The sequence below is a fragment of the Sandaracinobacteroides sp. A072 genome, assembly GCF_052616365.1.
On record NZ_JBQXGU010000001.1, the window covers coordinates 402455 to 420391 of the forward strand.

The 17937-nt window shown below is 67.8% G+C and carries 13 protein-coding genes and 2 pseudogenes; all 15 read left to right on the forward strand.

The genetic code is table 11. The features are described from left to right. Position 1: 1 nt before the first annotated feature. On the forward strand, positions 2-1705 hold the full coding sequence (locus tag ACUJ46_RS01945; RefSeq protein WP_445388768.1) for a peptidoglycan D,D-transpeptidase FtsI family protein: 1704 nt from the start codon (positions 2-4) through the stop codon (positions 1703-1705). Next, positions 1702-3171, forward strand: a complete 1470-nt coding sequence (locus tag ACUJ46_RS01950; RefSeq protein WP_445388769.1) for a UDP-N-acetylmuramoyl-L-alanyl-D-glutamate--2,6-diaminopimelate ligase — start codon at positions 1702-1704, stop codon at positions 3169-3171. The genes ACUJ46_RS01945 and ACUJ46_RS01950 overlap by 4 nt, the downstream gene beginning before the upstream one ends. Then, on the forward strand, positions 3168-4526 hold the full coding sequence (locus ACUJ46_RS01955) for a UDP-N-acetylmuramoyl-tripeptide--D-alanyl-D-alanine ligase (RefSeq protein ID WP_445388770.1): 1359 nt from the start codon (positions 3168-3170) through the stop codon (positions 4524-4526). The genes ACUJ46_RS01950 and ACUJ46_RS01955 overlap by 4 nt, the downstream gene beginning before the upstream one ends. Further along, positions 4523-5596 carry a phospho-N-acetylmuramoyl-pentapeptide-transferase gene (mraY, locus tag ACUJ46_RS01960; protein ID WP_445388771.1) on the forward strand — a complete coding sequence of 358 codons (1074 nt, stop codon included), beginning with the start codon at positions 4523-4525 and terminating at the stop codon, positions 5594-5596. Before ACUJ46_RS01955 ends, mraY begins: the two co-directional genes overlap by 4 nt. Next, on the forward strand, positions 5596-6897 hold the full coding sequence (gene murD, locus ACUJ46_RS01965) for a UDP-N-acetylmuramoyl-L-alanine--D-glutamate ligase (protein WP_445388772.1): 1302 nt from the start codon (positions 5596-5598) through the stop codon (positions 6895-6897). The genes mraY and murD overlap by 1 nt, the downstream gene beginning before the upstream one ends. Beyond that, positions 6894-8075 (forward strand): peptidoglycan glycosyltransferase FtsW, encoded by a 1182-nt coding sequence (locus ACUJ46_RS01970; RefSeq protein ID WP_445388773.1) that lies wholly within the window; start codon positions 6894-6896, stop codon positions 8073-8075. The genes murD and ACUJ46_RS01970 overlap by 4 nt, the downstream gene beginning before the upstream one ends. Continuing rightward, positions 8072-9196, forward strand: a complete 1125-nt coding sequence (gene murG, locus ACUJ46_RS01975) for an undecaprenyldiphospho-muramoylpentapeptide beta-N-acetylglucosaminyltransferase (protein WP_445388774.1) — start codon at positions 8072-8074, stop codon at positions 9194-9196. Before ACUJ46_RS01970 ends, murG begins: the two co-directional genes overlap by 4 nt. Further along, positions 9196-10647: a UDP-N-acetylmuramate--L-alanine ligase gene (gene murC, locus ACUJ46_RS01980; RefSeq protein ID WP_445388775.1), complete on the forward strand. Its 1452-nt coding sequence runs from the start codon at positions 9196-9198 to the stop codon at positions 10645-10647. The genes murG and murC overlap by 1 nt, the downstream gene beginning before the upstream one ends. Positions 10648-10673: 26 nt before the next feature. Further along, positions 10674-11573 carry a UDP-N-acetylmuramate dehydrogenase gene (gene murB / locus ACUJ46_RS01985; RefSeq protein ID WP_445388776.1) on the forward strand — a complete coding sequence of 300 codons (900 nt, stop codon included), beginning with the start codon at positions 10674-10676 and terminating at the stop codon, positions 11571-11573. Then, complete coding sequence (locus tag ACUJ46_RS01990; protein ID WP_445388777.1) at positions 11573-12517, forward strand: D-alanine--D-alanine ligase; 945 nt, start codon at positions 11573-11575, stop codon at positions 12515-12517. Before murB ends, ACUJ46_RS01990 begins: the two co-directional genes overlap by 1 nt. Beyond that, a complete protein-coding gene (locus ACUJ46_RS01995) occupies positions 12514-13494 on the forward strand; it encodes a cell division protein FtsQ/DivIB (RefSeq protein WP_445388778.1) in 981 nt (326 codons plus the stop codon). The genes ACUJ46_RS01990 and ACUJ46_RS01995 overlap by 4 nt, the downstream gene beginning before the upstream one ends. After that, positions 13494-14798: a cell division protein FtsA gene (gene ftsA, locus ACUJ46_RS02000; protein WP_445388779.1), complete on the forward strand. Its 1305-nt coding sequence runs from the start codon at positions 13494-13496 to the stop codon at positions 14796-14798. Before ACUJ46_RS01995 ends, ftsA begins: the two co-directional genes overlap by 1 nt. A 13-nt stretch (positions 14799-14811) precedes the next feature. Beyond that, positions 14812-16410, forward strand: coding sequence for a cell division protein FtsZ (ftsZ, locus tag ACUJ46_RS02005; RefSeq protein WP_445388780.1), 1599 nt, complete (start codon positions 14812-14814; stop codon positions 16408-16410). Between the two features lie 964 nt (positions 16411-17374). Then, positions 17375-17770, forward strand: a pseudogene (locus tag ACUJ46_RS02010) (vanadium-dependent haloperoxidase); the annotation flags it as partial. 66 nt (positions 17771-17836) lie between these two features. Then, positions 17837-17932, forward strand: a pseudogene (locus ACUJ46_RS02015) (PEPxxWA-CTERM sorting domain-containing protein); the annotation flags it as partial. Between the last annotated feature and the right edge of the window lie 5 nt (positions 17933-17937).

Below are 17937 nucleotides of genomic sequence, written 5' to 3' on the forward strand. Positions count from 1 at the left end.
GATGAGCCCCGCCGCCCTCGCCCGACAGAGCCTTCGTCTTCCCGGTCACCGTCAGGTGGCTCTCGGGGTGGCGCGGCAGCGGCTGGCGATCGGAGTCCTGCTGTTCATCCTGTTCACCGGCATCATCGGCTATCGCCTTGTCATGCTGTCGGCCTTCGATGGCGCGCCGCGCCATCGCGGCCTTGCCACCGCCTCGCCCTTTGTCCGGGCCGACATCGTCGATCGCAACGGCATCGCGCTGGCCAGTTCGTTCGAGGCCTATGCGCTCGCCGCCCGCCCGCGCGACATCCTGACGGACAAGGAAGAGCTGGTCCGCAAGCTCGTCACGATCCTGCCCGAACGCGGCGAGCAGGCGATCCGCGCCGCTGTCTATCATGATGGCAAGTTCCGCTACCTCGCGCGGCGGGTCCTGCCCGAGCAGGCCGAGGCCATCCGCCGCCTTGGCGAGCCGGGCCTGACGCTCGAGCGCGAGCCCGAGCGTCTGTATCCGCATGTCGGCATGGCGGCGCATCTTGTTGGCTATACCGGCATCGACGGACGGGGCGAGGCCGGCATCGAGCGCGCCTTCGAGGCGCGGCTGACCGACCCCACCCGCATCGACGAGCCGCTGGTGCTGGCGATGGATGCGCGTGTGCAGCAGGCGCTGGAAAGCGAGCTGAACGCTCAGATGCTGGCCCATGTGGCGACGGGGGCTGCGGGCGTGGTGATGGATGTTCACACGGGCGAAGTGCTCGCCATGGCGTCGCTTCCCGCCTTCGATTCCAACCGCCCCGGCGGCCTCATTGGCATGCCGAGCCACATGAACCGCGCGACGCTTGGCGTCTATGAGCTCGGCTCCACCTTCAAGGCCTTCACCATCGCCATGGCGCTTGATGCCGGCGTGCTGCCGGACCTTGGCGAACGCTTCCCCACAGTGCCGATCTTTGTCGGCCGGCACCGCATTTCCGACAGCCACCCCAAGGGCTATCCGCTGTCGGTGCCGGAAGTGCTGATCCACTCCTCCAACGTGGGCACGGCGCGCATGGCGGAGCGCCTCGGCCAGAAGCGGCAGGAGGAATTCCTGCGCAAGCTGGGCCTGATGGACCGCGCGCCGGGCGAACTGCTGGAGGCAGGTCGCACGCTGACGCCGCCGGCCAACAACTGGGGCCTTTCCAGCGTGATGACGGTGGGTTTCGGCCATGGCATCGCCGTCACGCCGCTGCACCTTGCCAATGCCTATGCAACGCTGGTGAATGGTGGCATCCACCGCCCGGCCACCTTGCTGAAGGTGCCCGAAGGGATGGAGCGCCCCAGTGAGCGGGTCTTTACCGAGCGGACATCAAAGCTGCTGAACGGCATGCTGCGCCTCGCCGTGCTCGACGGCACAGGCCGCCGGGCGGACGCGGAAGGCTATCGGGTTGGCGGCAAGACCGGAACAGCGGAAAAGGTGCTGGAATCCGGGCGCGGCTATGATCGCCGCCGCAACATCACCACCTTCGCCGGCGCCTTCCCCATGGATGACCCGCGCTATGTCGTCGTCACCATGATCGACGATCCGACGGAAGGCTCGCGCTCGGCCGGCATTGTCGCGGCGCCGGCCTTCCGGAATGTCGTGAACCGCATCGCCCCCGTGCTGGGTGTCGCGCCCGACATGGCGCGCGAGCCGGATACAAGCATTTTTGAAGGCCTTTACAAGCCCCGCCACCAGAAGCCTGCCCAGCCATGAGCAACAGATGTTTCCCGCCACCGCTCGACGCCCTTGAACAAGGGGTGACCGGCTTTGCCATCGATCATCGCAAGGTGGCGCCGGGCACCGTGTTCGGCGCCTTTCGGGGTGCGCGCTTCGATGGCGAGAGCGTGATCGCGGACGCCGTGCGCGCGGGCGCCATAGCCGTCGTCGCGCGGCCCGAAGCGCGGGTGGAGGGCGCGCTGCACATCGCCGATACAGAGCCGCGCCGCGCCTTCGCCCGCCTGGCGGCAGCCTTTTACGCGCCCTTTCCCGCCGTGACCGTTGCCATCACCGGCACCAACGGCAAGACATCGACGGCCGAAATAAGCCGCCAGCTCTGGCGGCTGGCCGGCGAGCGGGCGGCCAGCATCGGCACGCTGGGCGTCACCACCGCCGACGAGCAGGTGAAGGCCGGATCGGGCGGGCTGACCACGCCCGACATCGTGACCTTCCTGTCCAACGTGGCCGGCCTTGCCCGCGAGGGGATCACGCATCTCGCCTTCGAGGCGTCCTCCCACGGTCTCGCCCAGTATCGCACCGAGGGCCTGCCGGTGCGCGCGGCCGCCTTCACCAACCTCAGCCGCGACCATCTCGATTATCATGGCGACATGGAATCCTATTTCCAGGCCAAGCTGCGGCTGTTCACCGAAGTGCTGGATGCCGACGGCACCGCCATTGTCTGGATGGACCGCGAGGCCGCCGGCGCGGACTATAACGCCCGCGTGGCCGAGGCCTGCCGCGCGCGCGGCGTGAATCTCCTGACCGTTGGCCCGGATGGCGAGGACCTGCGCCTCGAACGGCGTGAGCCGAGCCTGCTTGGCCAGTCCCTGACCGTCAGCCTTGGTGCAGCGCTTGGGGGAGGTTCGCAGGGCGTCACCCTGCCGCTGATCGGCGGCTACCAGGCGGCCAATGCCCTGACAGCCGCCGCCCTCGTGATCGCGACCGGCGGCAGCCCGGCCGGCACGCTTTCGGCCCTTGCCCGCATTTCAGGCGTGCGCGGCCGGCTGGAGCGCGCGGTGATCACGCCCGCGGGTGCGCCGGTCTATGTCGATTATGCGCACACGCCCGATGCGCTGGAAGCCGCCATTGCAGCGCTCAGGCCGCACACGACCAACCGGCTCATCCTGCTGTTCGGCTGCGGCGGCGACCGGGATCAAGGCAAGCGGCCGGAAATGGGCGCAATCGCCGTGCGCGACGCCGATGTGGCCATCGTGACCGACGACAACCCCCGCAGCGAAGACCCGGCCGCCATCCGCGCCCAGATCATGGTCGCCGCCCCCGGGGCGCTGGAAGTCGCCGGCCGGGCCGAAGCCATCCGGGTGGCGCTTGCCGAAGCCCGGCAGGGCGATATCGTGCTGCTGGCCGGCAAGGGCCATGAGCAGGGCCAGATCATCGGCGCGGATGTGCTCCCCTTCGACGATGCCGAGGTGGCGCGTCAGGCAGCGCAGGCGCTCGTGGCATGAGGCCGCCTCTGTGGACAGGCGTGGCGATTGCCGCAGCGACTGGCGGGCGTCTTTCGGCGCCGTTCGAAGCCGAAGGCGTCACCTTCGACAGTCGCGAGCTGATCGGCGGCGAGCTGTTCGTCGCCATGCGTGGCGCTGCCGCTGACGGCCATGCCTTTGTCGAGGCGGCAGCCGCGCGCGGGGCCGCCGGCTTCCTCGTCGAGCGGCCCGTGCCATTCCCGCATGTGCTGGTGGACGACAGTTTCCGGGCGCTCGAACAGCTGGGCGTTGCCGCCCGCGCCCGCACGCCGGCAAAAGTGATCGGGGTGACCGGCAGTGTCGGCAAGACCGGCACCAAGGAAGCGCTGCGCCTTGCCTTCGCCCGTATCGCGCCCGACGCGACCCACTGGTCGGTCAAGAGCTACAATAACCATACCGGCGTGCCGCTCAGCCTCGCGCGGATGCCCGAGGGCAGCCGCTTTGCCGTGTTCGAAATGGGCATGAACCACCAGGGCGAGATCGAGGCGCTGACAGCCATGGTGCGCCCGCATGTGGCTGTCATCACATGGGTGGCGAACGCCCATATCGAGAATTTCGACAATGAAGAGGGCATCGCCCGCGCAAAGGCCGAAATCTTCGAAGGGGTGGAGCCGGGCGGCCATGCCGTCTGGCCGCATGACAACCGCCACGCCGACATTCTGTCTGCCGCCGTGGCGGCGCGCGGCCTGAAGTCGCTCAGCTTCGGCTGGAACGAGGGCGCGGATGTGCGCGTGCTAAACGCCCGCCCCGATGCCGAGGGCACCGACCTCAGCGTCGATGTCGCCGGAGAGGAGCTGCACTGCCGCATCGGCATGACGGGGCGGCACTGGGTGTCGAACGGGCTTGCGGTGCTGGCGGCGGTGAAGGCCGCCGGCGGGGACATTGCGGAAGCCGGCCTTGCCCTTGCCGCCATGAACGGCCTGCCCGGCCGGGGACTGCGGCTGCGGGTGCCGGTGGCCGGTGGCCATGCGACCGTGATCGACGAAAGCTATAACGCCAACCCAGCCTCGATGGCGGCGGCGCTGGCCGTGTTGCGCGATACGCCGGCCAAGCGCCGTCTGGCGATCCTGGGGGCCATGCGCGAACTGGGCGGGGAAAGCGCGCGCTACCATGCCAATCTCGCCACCCCCATCATCGATGCCGGTGTGGTGGAACTGGCGCTGGTGGGGCCGGAAATGGCGGCCCTCGGGCATGATGCCGCCAGCTACTTGCCCGATGCCGAAACCGCGATCGACTGGGCGCGCGCCATGCTGCGCGACGGCGACGTTCTGCTCGTGAAGGGCTCCAATTCCGTCGGCCTCGGCAAGGTCGTTGCAGCACTGGGAGGCAGCCGATGATCTATCATCTGGCCGAATGGCTGGGCTTTCCAGGCATCCTGAATCTCATTCGTTACCTGACCTTCCGGTCCGGCGCGGCGCTGGTGACGGCGCTGTTTCTCGGGCTGTTCCTTGGGCCGCGCTTCATTGCCTGGCTTCGTTCGAAGCAGGGCAAGGGCCAGCCGATCCGCGAAGACGGGCCGGCCAGCCACCTGATAACCAAGAAGGGCACCCCCACCATGGGCGGGCTCCTGATCCTGATCTGCCTTGCCGTTTCAACCCTGCTGTGGATGGAGTGGGACCGCCCCTTCGTCTGGGCGGCGCTGTTCGTGACCCTCGGCTTCGGGGCGATCGGCTTCCTCGATGATTACAACAAGGTGATGAAGCGCTCGACGGCGGGCGTTTCCGGCCGTACGCGGCTTGCCGCCGAATTCCTGATCGCGGGCGCGGCCGTCTATTATGTCTCCCTCTTTTCCGGCACCACGCTCTACTTCCCCTTCCTGAAGGATGCCGGAATCGACCTCGGCTGGTTCTATGTCGCCTTCGGGGCCTTCGTGATCGTGGGGGCGGGCAATGCCGTGAACCTGACCGACGGGCTTGACGGGCTCGCCACCATGCCGGTCATAATCGCCGCCATCACCTTCGGCGTGATCGCATATCTGGTCGGCAACGCCGTCTTTGCAGACTATCTCGGTGTCCACTTCGTGCGGGGGGCCGGCGAACTGCTTGTCTTTGCAGGCGCGCTGGTGGGGGCCGGGCTTGCCTTCCTGTGGTTCAATGCGCCACCGGCCGCTGTCTTCATGGGCGATACCGGAAGCCTGGCGCTTGGCGGGGCCATCGGCACCATCGCTGTCATCACCAACCATGAAATCGTGCTGGTGGTGGTGGGCGGCCTGTTCGTGCTGGAGGCCGTTTCGGTCATCGTGCAGGTGGCCAGCTTCAAGCTGACCGGCAAGCGCGTCTTCAAGATGGCGCCCATCCACCATCACTTCGAGCAGCTCGGCTGGCCCGAATCCACCGTCGTGATCCGTTTCTGGATCATTTCCTTCGTCCTGGCCCTTGCTGGCCTTGCAACGCTGAAGCTGCGCTGATGCTGTCCGCCCCCACCCTCTCCGGCAAGCGTTACGCGGTCTATGGCCTTGCCCGCACGGGCCTGTCCGTGCTGCGCTTCCTCGGGCGTTCGGGCGCCACGGCCGTCGCCTGGGACGAGAATGCCGAAGCGCGGGATAAGGCGCGCGCCGAATTCCCGCGTCTGGCGCTGGAGGATTTCGCCGGGCTCGACCTCGGTGCCGTGGAGGGGCTTGTCGTCTCGCCCGGTGTGCCGCTCAACCGGCATCCGCTCGCCGCGCGCGCGCGGGAAGCCGGCTGCCCCGTTCTGGGCGATATAGAGCTGTTCCAGCTGGCCCGCCCCGGCCTTCCTGCCCACCGGCTTGCCGCCATCACCGGCACCAATGGCAAGTCGACCACGACGGCGCTTCTCCATCACCTTCTTGCCGCCGCCGGCTTCACCGCGCGGCTTGGCGGCAACATCGGCCTGCCCATCCTCGACCAGCCGGCCCTTCCGGCAGGCGGCGTCTATGTGCTGGAGCTGTCGAGCTTCCAGATCGACCTCTGCCAGACCCTTGCCGCCGATGTCGCGGTGTGGACGAACCTGACCCCGGACCATCTCGACCGCTATGACGGCATGGAAGGCTATGCCGCTTCGAAGGCGCGGCTTTTCGCCATGCAGCGGCCGGGTGCCCATGCCGTGATCGCGACCGACGATGCCTGGACCCGCGCCGCGGCCGATGCCGTGCCCGCCCATGTGCAGCTGCATCGCGTATCGGCTACCGATGTCGCCCTGCACGAGCAGCTGCGCTGGCCGGCGCTGCAGGGGCCGCACAATGCACAGAATGTGGCCTGCGCACGCGAAGCCGCCCGCATCCTCGGGGCGGATGGCGTCCATATCGAGGCTGGTCTGGCGAGCTTTCCGGGCCTTGCCCACCGCATGGAGATCGTGGGCGAGCGCCATGGCGTGCGCTATGTGAACGACAGCAAGGCGACAAACCCCACAAGTGTCGCCCCGGCGCTCCAGGCGTTTCCGGCCATCCACTGGATTCTGGGAGGCAGGGCCAAGACGGCCGAGCTCGATGCCTGCCTGCCGCATCTTGGCGCCGTGAAGGCCGCCTATGTGATCGGCGAGGCCGGCCCGCTTTTTGCCGAGCTGCTGAAGGGCCGGCTGCCGGTGGTGGAAGCCGGAACCCTCGATGCCGCCGTGAAGGCGGCGTCCGAATCTGCAAGCGCTGGCGAGACGGTGCTGTTGTCGCCGGCCTGTGCGTCCTTCGACCAGTTCCGGGATTTCGAAGCGCGGGGGCTTGCCTTCCGCGCGGCCGTGGAGGGGCTTGGGGCATGAGGATCGCCGGCATAACCCTGTCCTTCGGCCGGGCTGACAGAACAGTTCTGGCGCGCTGGTTCTGGACCATCGACCGCCCGCTAGTCGTCATGCTGATGGTGCTGATCGGCGCGGGGGCGATTGCTGTCGCGGCGGCGTCGCCGGCCGCCGCCCTCCGGCTCTCGGGCGGGGCGCTGCGGCTCGATCCGCTCTATTTCCTCGAACGCCAGATCATCTGGATCGCCGTCGGTGTGCCCGTAATGCTGGGCATTTCTATGATGCCCCGCGATTTCGCCCGCCGCTTCGCGGTTGGCGGTTTCGCCTTCTTCCTGCTGCTGCTGATGCTCGTGCCCATCATCGGCACGGAAACGAATGGCGCGCAGCGCTGGATTCCCCTGCCCGGATTCCAGTTTCAGCCAGTGGAGTTCCTGAAGCCCTTCTTCGCCATCGCCATGGCATGGCTTTTCGCCCAGCGCTTCGAAGACAGCGGCCTGCCCGTCATTCCGGCAGGCGGCATGGTGCTGGCGCTGATCGTGGGCCTGCTGGTCATCCAGCCGGATTTCGGCCAGGCGGCGCTGGTGATCGCGGTATGGCTGGTGCAGGCGGTGCTGGCCGGCCTGCCGATGCTGTTCGTGGGTATCGCCATTCTGGCCGTGCTGGGCGGCCTTGCGCTTGCCTATCAGTTCGAGCCGCACATCCGGAATCGGCTCGACGGTTTCCTTCATGGCGAGGGCGATACCTATCAGGTCGACCGGGCGCTGGACTGCTTCCGTTCGGGCGGGCTTTTCGGCGCCGGGCCGGGCGAGGGAACAGCCAAATTCCGCCTGCCCGAAGCCCATACCGACTATATCTTCTCGGTGATCGGGGAGGAGTTTGGAGCGATAGCCGCTTTCGCGCTCGCACTACTATATCTTGCGATCGTGCTTCGTGTGCTGCTACAACTTCTCGATGAAGAGGATCCCTTCACGCTGATCGCGGCGACGGGTCTGGTGGCGCAGTTCGGGGGTCAGGCGCTGATCAACATGAGTGTCAATCTGTCCCTTGCGCCGTCCAAGGGGATGACCTTGCCTTTCATCAGCCATGGCGGCTCCAGCTTCATCGCGACTGCGGTCGCGATGGGCCTTCTTGTTGCGCTCACGCGGCGCAACCGGCACCTCCAGTCCTCCCCCTATCTGAAGACGGGGGCTGCCCCGGCATGAGCCTGTCCATCCTCATTGCGGCGGGCGGAACGGGCGGGCACATGGTGCCGGCCCATGCGCTCTCCGAGGAACTGCAGCAGCGCGGCCATCGTGTCACACTGCTGACAGACAAGCGCGGCCTGCGGTTTCCCGGCCTGTTCGAGGGTGTCACGCGCCATGTGCTCGAAAGCGCCACGGCCTCGGGCCTGAATCCCCTTGCCTGGGCGCGGGCCGCCCTTGCCATCCGGAAGGGACGGGCGCAGGGCAAGGCCATCGCCCATGATGTCGGCGCCAATGCCGTCGTCGGCTTCGGCGGCTATCCCTCGCTTCCGGGCCTGCTGGCGGGCATCGCGCTTGGCCTTCCCGCGATCATTCACGAGCAGAACGCCGTGCTCGGCCGGGTTAACCGCCAGCTGCAGAAGCGGGTCAGCGCAATCGGCCTTACCTATGCCGAAACGGCCCGGCTCGACGCCGGCATCGCGTCGCGCGCCCGGCATACCGGCAACCCCGTGCGGCAGGATATCCTCGCGGCGCGCGATACGCCCTATGCGCCGCCAGCGGCGGATGGTCCGCTTCGCCTGCTCGTCGTCGGCGGCAGCCAGGGTGCGCGCATCCTCTCGCGCCTCGTTCCCGAAGCCGTCGCCGGCCTGTCCGAAGGGCTGCGCGCGCGCCTTCTGGTCGAGCAGCAGTGCCGCGCCGAAGATCTTTCCGGGGCCGCCGATGCCTACAAGGCAGCCGGGGTCGAAGCCGAATGCCTGCCCTATATGGCGGATCTTCCGGCGCGGATGGCGCGCGCCCATCTCGTCATCTCGCGCGCCGGCGCCTCGACCATGGCAGAGCTGATGGCGATGGGCCGGCCAGCGATCCTGCTGCCCTTCGCCGCCGCGACCGACGATCATCAGACAGCCAACGCCCGCGGCTTCGCCGCCGCCGGCGCCGGCATGCTGCTGCCCGAGGCAGAGGCGACGGCAGCGACGCTTCGGGGCAATCTGATGGGCTTTCTCGAATCCCCGGAAACACTCGCGGCGGCGGCGGCGTCCGCGCGCGCGCTTGGCGTGCCCGATGCCGCAGCAAGGCTCGCCGATCTCGTCGAACATGAAGTGCGCGCGCTCGCCACCGGCGGCGCCCCCAGAGAGGCATGATGAACAGCTTTACCCGAACCACGACAGGCGCCGGTTTCTCCACCGATGTGGGGCCGATCCATTTCGTGGGGATCGGCGGCATCGGCATGTCGGGCATTGCCGAAGTGATGAAGAACCTCGGCTTCCGGGTGCAGGGCTCCGACATTTCGGAAAGCCTCGTCGTGCAGAGCCTCCAGGACAAGGGTATCCCCGTCGCGGTCGGCCACAGGGCCGAGAATCTGGGCGAGGCGGCGGTTGTCGTCATTTCCACCGCCATCAAGCCCGGCAACCCGGAAGTGGACCTTGCGATCGAGCGGCGCATCCCGGTGGTGCGCCGCGCCGAGATGCTGGCCGAACTGATGCGGCTGAAATCGACCGTCTGCGTTGCCGGAACCCATGGCAAGACCACGACGACCTCGATGGTGGCGGCCCTTCTCGATGCCGGCGGAATCGATCCCACCGTCATCAATGGCGGCATCATCAACAGCTATGGCTCCAACGCGCGCCTTGGCGACAGCGAGTGGATGGTGGTGGAAGCCGACGAAAGCGACGGCAGCTTCCTGCGTCTGCCGCCGACAGTTGCGGTCGTCACCAACATCGACCCCGAACATCTCGACCATTATGGCAGCTTCGAAACCGCCAAGGCCGCCTTCCGCACCTTCATCCAGAAGGTGCCCTTCTACGGGGCAGCGGTGCTCTGCCTCGATCATCCGGAAGTGCAGGCGATGCTGCCCTCCGTCTCCGACCGGCGGATCATCACCTATGGCTTCGCCGGCCAGGCCGATGTGCGCGCCGAGCATGTCGAGCCGGTGCCGGGCGGCAACCGCTTCGACGTGACGCTGCGCACCTTCGGCTCCGACGAGCGGCGCTATAGCGGGCTGGTGCTGCCCATGCCGGGCCGCCACAATGTTCTGAACGCCCTTGCAGCCATTGCCGTCGCCGATCAGCTCGGCATCGGCGAAGCGCAGATCCGCGAGGGCTTCGCCCGCTTCTCGGGTGTGAAGCGGCGCTTCACCCATGTCGGCACGGTCGAGATGGCCGGAGGCGATGCTGTCACCATCATCGATGATTATGGCCACCATCCCGTGGAGGTGAAGGCCGTGCTCGCCGCCGCGCGCGAAGGCGCACGGGCGCGGGTCGTCGCGGTGGTGCAGCCGCACCGCTACACCCGCCTGCGCGACCTGTTCGATGAATGGCGCACGGCCTTCAACGATGCCGATGCCGTGGTGATCGCGCCTGTCTATGCCGCCGGCGAGACACCGATCGAAGGCGTCAGCCACGAAAGCCTCGCCGAGGCGCTGCGCCGTTCAGGCCACCGGCAGGTGCTGACAGTGGCGGGCGAAGCCGAGCTGGCGCCTGCGCTTGCCGGCATGCTGGGGCCGGGCGACATGGTGATCTGCCTTGGCGCCGGCGACATCACGAAATGGGCGGCCGCCCTTGCCGGCGGGCTGAAGAAGGCAGGGCTTGGATGATTGCCGAAGCGCGCCCCCTTCAGTCCATGCCGCCTGCAGCCGGGCGGCTGACGGCGCATGCGCCGCTGGCGCCGCTTGTCTGGTTCAAGGCGGGCGGTGACGCCGACTGGCTGTTCGAACCGAAGGATCCTGCCGATCTTTCGGCTTTCCTGAAAGCTCTCGACCCCGCCATTCCGGTGATGGCGCTTGGTCTCGGCTCCAACCTCATCGTGCGCGATGGCGGCGTGCCGGGCGTGGTGGTGCGGCTGGGCAAGGCCTTTGCCGGCATCGACCAGCTGGACGCCACGACCCTGCGCTGCGGCGGCGGTGCATCGGGCATCGCCGTTTCCTCGGCCGCGCGCGATGCCGGAATCGCGGGGCTGGAGTTCCTGCGCGGCATTCCGGGAACGGTGGGCGGCTTCGTCCGCATGAACGGCGGCGCCTATGGCCGCGAGGTGGCCGACATTCTGCTTTCCTGCGAACTGGTCCTGCGCTCGGGCGACGTGAAAAGCCTTGCGGCCGGCGAGCTGGGCTTCAGCTATCGCCACAGCAGCCTGCCCGAAGACGCCATCGTCGTTTCGGCAACGCTGCGCGGCGTGCCCGGCGATCCTGCCGCCATCCAGGCCGAGATGGACAGCATCGCCGCCCGGCGCGAGGAGAGCCAGCCGCTTCGCACCCGCACGGGCGGGTCCACCTTCAAGAACCCGCCGGGCCGCAAGGCCTGGGCGCTGGTGGACGAAGCCGGCTGCCGTGGCCTGGCGCTGGGCGGGGCGCAGGTGAGCGAGAAGCACACCAATTTCCTCATCAACACCGGCGAAGCCAGCGCCGCCGACATCGAGGCGCTGGGCGAAGAGGTGCGCGCTCGGGTCAAGGCCGCGACGGGCGTCGAGCTGGAATGGGAAATCCGGCGGGTCGGCCGCCCTGCCGATGCGGAAAGGGCGGGCTGATGCGCGTCACTGTCCTCATGGGTGGCTGGAGCAGCGAGCGGGCGGTCAGCCTGATGTCTGGCCGTGGCGTTGCCGGCGCCGCGCGGGCTTTGGGCCATGATGTCACCGAGTTCGACATGGGCGAGACGCCGGCGGCCGGCGCGGACCTTGCCGCCCGCCTGCTCGAAACGCGCCCGGATGTCGTCTTCAACGCGCTGCACGGCGCCCCCGGCGAAGATGGCGCGGTGCAGGGCCTGATGGACCTTCTGGGCCTGAAATACACCCACTCCGGCGTGGCGGCCTCCGCCATCGCCATCGACAAGCAGCTGACGAAGATGCTGCTTCAGCCGCAGGGCATCCGCATGCCCGAGGGCCGGGTCGTGGAAAGCGCCGGCCTGCATGCCGGCGATCCGCTGCCGCGCCCCTATGTGCTGAAGCCGGTGAACGAGGGCTCTTCGGTCGGTGTGGCCATATTGCGCGAAGGCGGCCCCATCGCGCAGCCCATCCCCGCCGGCAGCGATGGCCCCTGGGCGCATTATGAAACGCTGCTGGCCGAACCCTTCATCGAGGGGCTGGAACTGACCGTCGCCGTGCTGGAGGACGAAGCCGGCGTGCCCGACCCTCTGGCCGTGACGGAGCTGAAGCCCGCCAGCGGCTTCTACGACTATGACGCCAAATATACCGAAGGCCTCACCACCCATGTCTGCCCGGCGGATGTGCCCGCCGATGTCGCGGCGCGGGCGCTGGAGCAGGCCGCCAGCGCCCATCGGCTTCTGGGCTGCCGGGGCGTCTCGCGCTCCGACTTCCGCTGGAACCCGGCCCATGGCGTCGACGGGCTTTACCTGCTTGAGGTGAACACCCAGCCGGGCATGACGGCGCTGAGCCTTGTGCCCGAACAGGCCGAGGCGCGCGGCATTTCCTATCAGGCGCTTGTCGCGCGGCTGCTCGAAAGGGCGCTCGCATGAGCCGCGCCAACCCCCGGGCGCGCGGCGGAAGCGCGCGGCGAAGCCAGCGCCAGCCCACCCCCATGACGGTGCCTGTCGCGCCCAGGACCATGTGGCGCCTGATCCTCACCGGCTTCGGAGGGCTTGGCCTCGCGGCCGCCATCATCTGGGCGATCGTCGCCGACCTGCCGCAGAAGACGATGCTGTCGGTTGCCACCTCGGCCTCTTCGGCCGGGTTCGTGGTGCGGCAGGTGGACATCAGCGGCGCATCCAACCAGCCCCGCCTCGATATCTATCGCCAGATTCTCTACGGCGGCAGCGATTCCATGCTGCTGACCGATCTTGTCGCCATGCGCGAACGGCTGCTGGAGCTTCCCTGGGTGCGCGACGCCAGCCTCTACCGCCGCTGGCCCGACAGGATCGAGGTCCGTATCGCCGAGCGCAAGCCGGCCGCCCTGTGGCAGCATCAGGGCCGGATCACCCTGATCGATGCCGAAGGCGTCACCCTGCCGACCGACGACATCGCCCGCTTTTCCACCCTGCCGCTTCTTGTGGGCGCGGACGCGCACGAGAATGCGCGCGAGCTTCTGCGGATCCTCGCCGCCCAGCCGGCCCTCGCCGGGGAAGTCGAGGCGGCGCTGCGCATCGGCCAGCGCCGCTGGGATCTCCGGATGAAGAGCGGCGAGACGATTTCGCTGCCGGAAGGCCCTGAGGCGCATGCGGCGCTTGTGCGCTTCGCCAGCATCCACCAGCAGACCCCTCTTCTGGGGCAGGGTTTCCTGCGCTTCGACCTGCGCATCCCCGACAAGATGGTCGTGCGCGTGACCGGCGAAGCCGGCGCCCGTGCACGGCCGGCGTTGCCACCGCAAGCCGCACCACAAACAGCCCCGGCCGCGCCTGGCGCAAATGCCGTGCATCCCGATGCCGTGCGCCCCGTGCCGCAACCGCAGGCCGGCGCCGGCCTTCCCCTCATCCGTACGGGGGAGGCCGTGATCTGATGGCCGTTCCCGTTCTCAATGCCTCCAATTTGCTGAAGGCGCGGGCGGAGCGCGTCGTCGCCGCCATCGATGTCGGCTCGTCGAAAGTGGCGGCCCTCATCGCCATGGCCGATGGTGAGAATATGCCCCGCGTGATCGGTGCGGGCGTTCGCGCCTCCAACGGGTTGCGGCGCGGGCTGGTGGCCGACATGGAAAAGGCCGAGGCCGCCATCCGGGCTGCCATGATGCAGGCCGAAAAGGCAGCCGGACTCCAGATCGAATCCGTCATCGTCAATCTTTCGGCGGGGGATATCGAAAGCGATGTCACAACGGTCGAAATCGATATCGCCGGTCATCGCATATCGGACAATGACATGGCGAACCTGCTGATGGCCGCGCGCACGCAGATCGACGAAAAGATCACGCGAGAGGGGCGCACCACCCTGCATGCCGAGCCGACGCTTTACACCATCGACGGTCTCGATGGCGTGATGAACCCGCGCGGCTTCCACGCCAACCGCCTTGCCGTCGATACCCATATCGTCACGGCCGCCACCCCGCCGTGCCGAAACCTCGACCATGCCGTCCGGGCAGCCCACCTCGACGTGGAGGCGATCGTCGCCTCGGGCGTGGCGTCTTCGGCCAGCGTGCTGAACATCGAGGAGCGCGAACTCGGAGTCGCCGTCGTCGAGATCGGTGCGGGCGTCACCACGGTCGCCATTCATGGCGGCGGCATGCTGGCGGGCCTTGCGTCCATCCCGATGGGGGGTGGCGACATCACGGCCGACATCGCCCGCAGCTTCGCCACCCGGCGCTCGGCCGCCGAAAGGCTGAAGACGCTTTCGGGCGCGGCATCGGCTGCCCCGCGCGACAATTACGACACCATCGACGTGCCCCCGCTCGACCCGGATGACGGGCAGGAGGTCCGGCCTGTCCGCAAGTCGGAACTGATCGCCGTCATCCGCACGCGGCTCGAACATCTGTTCGGCGAGGTTGACGCCGCCCTGAAGGACATGGGCTTCACCGGCCCCGCCGGGCGGCAGGTGGTGCTGACGGGCGGTGGCGCGGAGCTTCGCGGCATCGCCGATTATGCGCAGGGCGTGCTGTCCCGCAATGTCCGCATCGGTCGTCCGCGTGGCCTCGTCGGCCTGCCCGATGCCCAGTCAACGGCCGCCTTTGCCACCCTTGCAGGCCTGATCCTGCATGGAAGCCATCCCCGCCTCGACCTGACACGTATGCCCGTGAAGGGCAGCCGGGGCCGCGGGGGCCCCGGTCCGAAATCCGCTTTTGCCCGCCTGTTCCAGACCCTGAAACGCGAGATGTGACGAGGAGCCTGCCATGTCCTTTGATTTTGTGAACCCGAATCCGCCTGTCGAACTCAAGCCGAAGATCTGCGTGATCGGTGTCGGCGGGGCCGGTGGCAATGCCGTTGCCAACATGATCGCCGACGGCCTGCAGGGCGTCGATTTCGTGGTGGCCAATACGGATGCGCAGGCTCTCTCCCTCTCGCCCGCCCAGACGCGGATCCAGCTCGGCCTGAAGATCACGCAGGGCCTGGGGGCGGGCGCCCGTCCCGAGATCGGCGCAGCGGCGGCCGAAGAAGCGCTGTCCGAGATCGATCATGCGCTTGACGGGGCGCACATGTGCTTCATCACCGCAGGCATGGGCGGCGGCACCGGCACGGGCGCTGCCCCCGTGGTTGCGCGCGCGGCGCGCGAGCGTGGCGTGCTGACGGTGGGCGTGGTCACCAAGCCCTTCGCCTTCGAAGGCAAGAAGCGCATGCGTTCGGCCGAGGAAGGCATCGCCGAACTGCAGCGCCATGTCGACACGCTGATCATCATCCCGAACCAGAATCTGTTCCTCATCGCCAACCAGCAGACGACCTTCAAGCAGGCGTTCGCCATGGCAGATCAGGTGCTGAACCAGGGCGTGCGTGGCATCACCGACCTGATGATGCTGCCCGGCCTCATCAACCTCGATTTCGCCGATGTCCGCACCGTGATGAGCGAAATGGGCAAGGCGATGATGGGCACCGGCGAGGCGGACGGCGAGCGCCGCGCCATCGAGGCGGCGGAAAAGGCCATTTCGAACCCGCTGCTCGACGAAGTGTCGCTGCGCGGCGCCAAGGCAGTCATCATCAACATCACCGGCGGCGAAGACCTCGGGCTGATGGAAGTCGAGGAAGCAGCGCAGCATATCCGCGAGATGGTCGACCCCGATGCCAACATCATCGTCGGCTCGGCCTTCAACGATGACCTGTGCGGCAAGATGCGCGTGAGCGTGGTGGCGACCGGAATCGAGAATTCGCAGCCGGCGCAGACCGGCGCCACGGCGCAGACCACCCGTGCCCATGGCATGGGGGGCGGCAGCATCTTTGGTACCGCCCCGGCGCTGGTGGCAAAGCCGGGTGTCGGCGAATCGCCGACGGAACCGACCCCGCCGACCGGCGGTGGCGGTGGCGGCGGTGGTGGCCTTCGTTACGAACCATCCCCTGCATCCGGGCCAATGGCTGCCGGGATCTTCGGCACGGAAGGCGGAACCTTCTGTCCGGCCGCATCGGCCGACAATGCCGAAAGCATGGCGGCAGACGATGATGCCGGCATGAGCGACGAGGACATCATGGATCTTGATGAGCCGATGGCGCCGGTTGCGACGGTGGAGGCCGAGCAGCCTGCCCAGAAGGCGGCGGAGCCGACCATTGCCGAACTGCCGCTGGCGCCGCCGGCCCCGCGCGTGGAGCCGGAACAGGTGAGGGCCGCGCCTGCTGCAGCGCCGCAGCCGGAAAAGCGCCAGACTCTCTTCCAGCGGATGATCAGTATGTCGCGTCGCAGCACGGCCGAGCAGCAGCCTGTCGAAACCCTCGCCCCCGAGCTCGAGGTCGAGAATGAGGACGATGGCACCCGTATCCCGACCTTCATGCGGCGCCAGCGGAACTGATTAGCGCTCATTAATCACGTTTCGTCGTTCCATCAGCGTCTCTAATGACTACAGTTTGATCTGGATCAAGTGGGCGCGTGAAATGGCTCGGATAGGGCCAATTCACGCGCCTTTCCGGGCGCGACTGGAGGTCAAGCCAAGCATGATGACTTTTATGAAGACCGGCGGAGTTGCCCGCCATGTGCGCTATGCAATGGCAGCCGGATGCACGACGCTGGCGCTTGCTGCTGCAAGCCCCGCCGATGCCTCGGCCGTTTCCGATGTCAACCAGGCCCTGATTCAAAGCATCCAGGTGTCAGCCATGGCGCCGCCCGTGGCAGCCCGCGCCATCGCGATGGTGGAAATCGCGATGTATGATGCCGTGAATGCCGCGACTGGCAGCCGCTACACGCCCTATTCCTACACCGGCAGCACGACCGGTGCGGTGGATCCGCGTGCGGCAGCCCTTGCCGCCGGCTATGGCATGCTGGCGTCGATCTTCTCCGAGCAGTCCGGGCGCCTGCTTGCCGAGCGCGACGCGCATCTGGCGACGCTCAACCTGGCGCCGGGCAAGCTTGCCGCCAGCGTCAGTTTCGGCAGCATGGTGTGTGACGATCTCTTCGCAAGCCGGACGAACGATGGCAGCCTGACGGCCCAGACGCCCTATGTGTTCGGCGACCAGCCGGGCGATTTCCAGAGCGTCGCGCCGGACGGGGCCGACCCGCTGCTGCCGGGCTGGGGCGAGGTCAATCCCTTCGTGATCGCCAGCGGTGATCAGTTCCGCCTCGGCCCGCCGCCCGCCATCGGTTCGGATGAATGGATTGCGGCCTATGAGGAAGTGAAGGCGATCGGCTGTGTCGGCTGCGCGCCGCAGGAGCTGCATGACATCGGCTATTTCTGGGCCGACGGCCCCGGCACCCTCACCCCGCCCGGACACTGGCTGCAGATCGCCCAGGATGCGGCGACCGCAAAGGGCCTCGGGCTGATGCAGGAAATCCAGGCGCTCGCGGCCGTGGGCGCGGCTGTCGCCGATGGCGGCATCGCCGGCTGGGACATGAAATACGCCTATGATTACTGGCGTCCCGTCACGGCCATCCAGAACTGCACCGTGGACATCTGCGGCGTGGAGGGCGACCCGGACTGGGTGCCTGCCTGGACGACCCCCAACTTCCCCAGCTATATTTCCGGCCACAGCATCTTCAGCGCTTCGGCAGCCGGTGCGCTCGCCTCGGTCTTCGGCAGCGACATGTTCGATTTCTGCGTCACCGCCGATCCGATCGTGCCGCTTGGTGACCGCTGCTTCACCAGTTTCTCGGAAGCCGCGGCCGAAGCCGGGATGAGCCGGATCTACGGCGGCATCCACTATGCCTTCGACAATGATCCCGCGCTGGCCGTGGGCCACGAACTTGGCCGCTACATCACGGCAAACGCCTTCCGCCTGACCGCCGTGCCCGAGCCCGCCACATGGGCGATGCTCGTCGCCGGCTTTGGCCTTGTGGGCTTTTCGGCCCGCCGGCGCCGGGCGGCGGCCACACCGGCCTGACACTG

What these genes read in the sequence shown, in the direction of transcription:
- ACUJ46_RS01955 (WP_445388770.1), top strand. Translation starts at nt 3,168, where the DNA reads ATGAGGCCGCCTCTGTGGACAGGCGTGGCGATTGCCGCAGCGACTGGC.
- ftsA (WP_445388779.1), top strand. Translation starts at nt 13,494, where the DNA reads ATGGCCGTTCCCGTTCTCAATGCCTCCAATTTGCTGAAGGCGCGGGCG.
- murG (WP_445388774.1), top strand. Translation starts at nt 8,072, where the DNA reads ATGAGCCTGTCCATCCTCATTGCGGCGGGCGGAACGGGCGGGCACATG.
- ACUJ46_RS01995 (WP_445388778.1), top strand. Translation starts at nt 12,514, where the DNA reads ATGAGCCGCGCCAACCCCCGGGCGCGCGGCGGAAGCGCGCGGCGAAGC.
- ACUJ46_RS01950 (WP_445388769.1), top strand. Translation starts at nt 1,702, where the DNA reads ATGAGCAACAGATGTTTCCCGCCACCGCTCGACGCCCTTGAACAAGGG.
- mraY (WP_445388771.1), top strand. Translation starts at nt 4,523, where the DNA reads ATGATCTATCATCTGGCCGAATGGCTGGGCTTTCCAGGCATCCTGAAT.
- ftsZ (WP_445388780.1), top strand. Translation starts at nt 14,812, where the DNA reads ATGTCCTTTGATTTTGTGAACCCGAATCCGCCTGTCGAACTCAAGCCG.
- murB (WP_445388776.1), top strand. Translation starts at nt 10,674, where the DNA reads ATGCCGCCTGCAGCCGGGCGGCTGACGGCGCATGCGCCGCTGGCGCCG.
- ACUJ46_RS01990 (WP_445388777.1), top strand. Translation starts at nt 11,573, where the DNA reads ATGCGCGTCACTGTCCTCATGGGTGGCTGGAGCAGCGAGCGGGCGGTC.
- murC (WP_445388775.1), top strand. Translation starts at nt 9,196, where the DNA reads ATGAACAGCTTTACCCGAACCACGACAGGCGCCGGTTTCTCCACCGAT.
- ACUJ46_RS01970 (WP_445388773.1), top strand. Translation starts at nt 6,894, where the DNA reads ATGAGGATCGCCGGCATAACCCTGTCCTTCGGCCGGGCTGACAGAACA.
- murD (WP_445388772.1), top strand. Translation starts at nt 5,596, where the DNA reads ATGCTGTCCGCCCCCACCCTCTCCGGCAAGCGTTACGCGGTCTATGGC.
- ACUJ46_RS01945 (WP_445388768.1), top strand. Translation starts at nt 2, where the DNA reads ATGAGCCCCGCCGCCCTCGCCCGACAGAGCCTTCGTCTTCCCGGTCAC.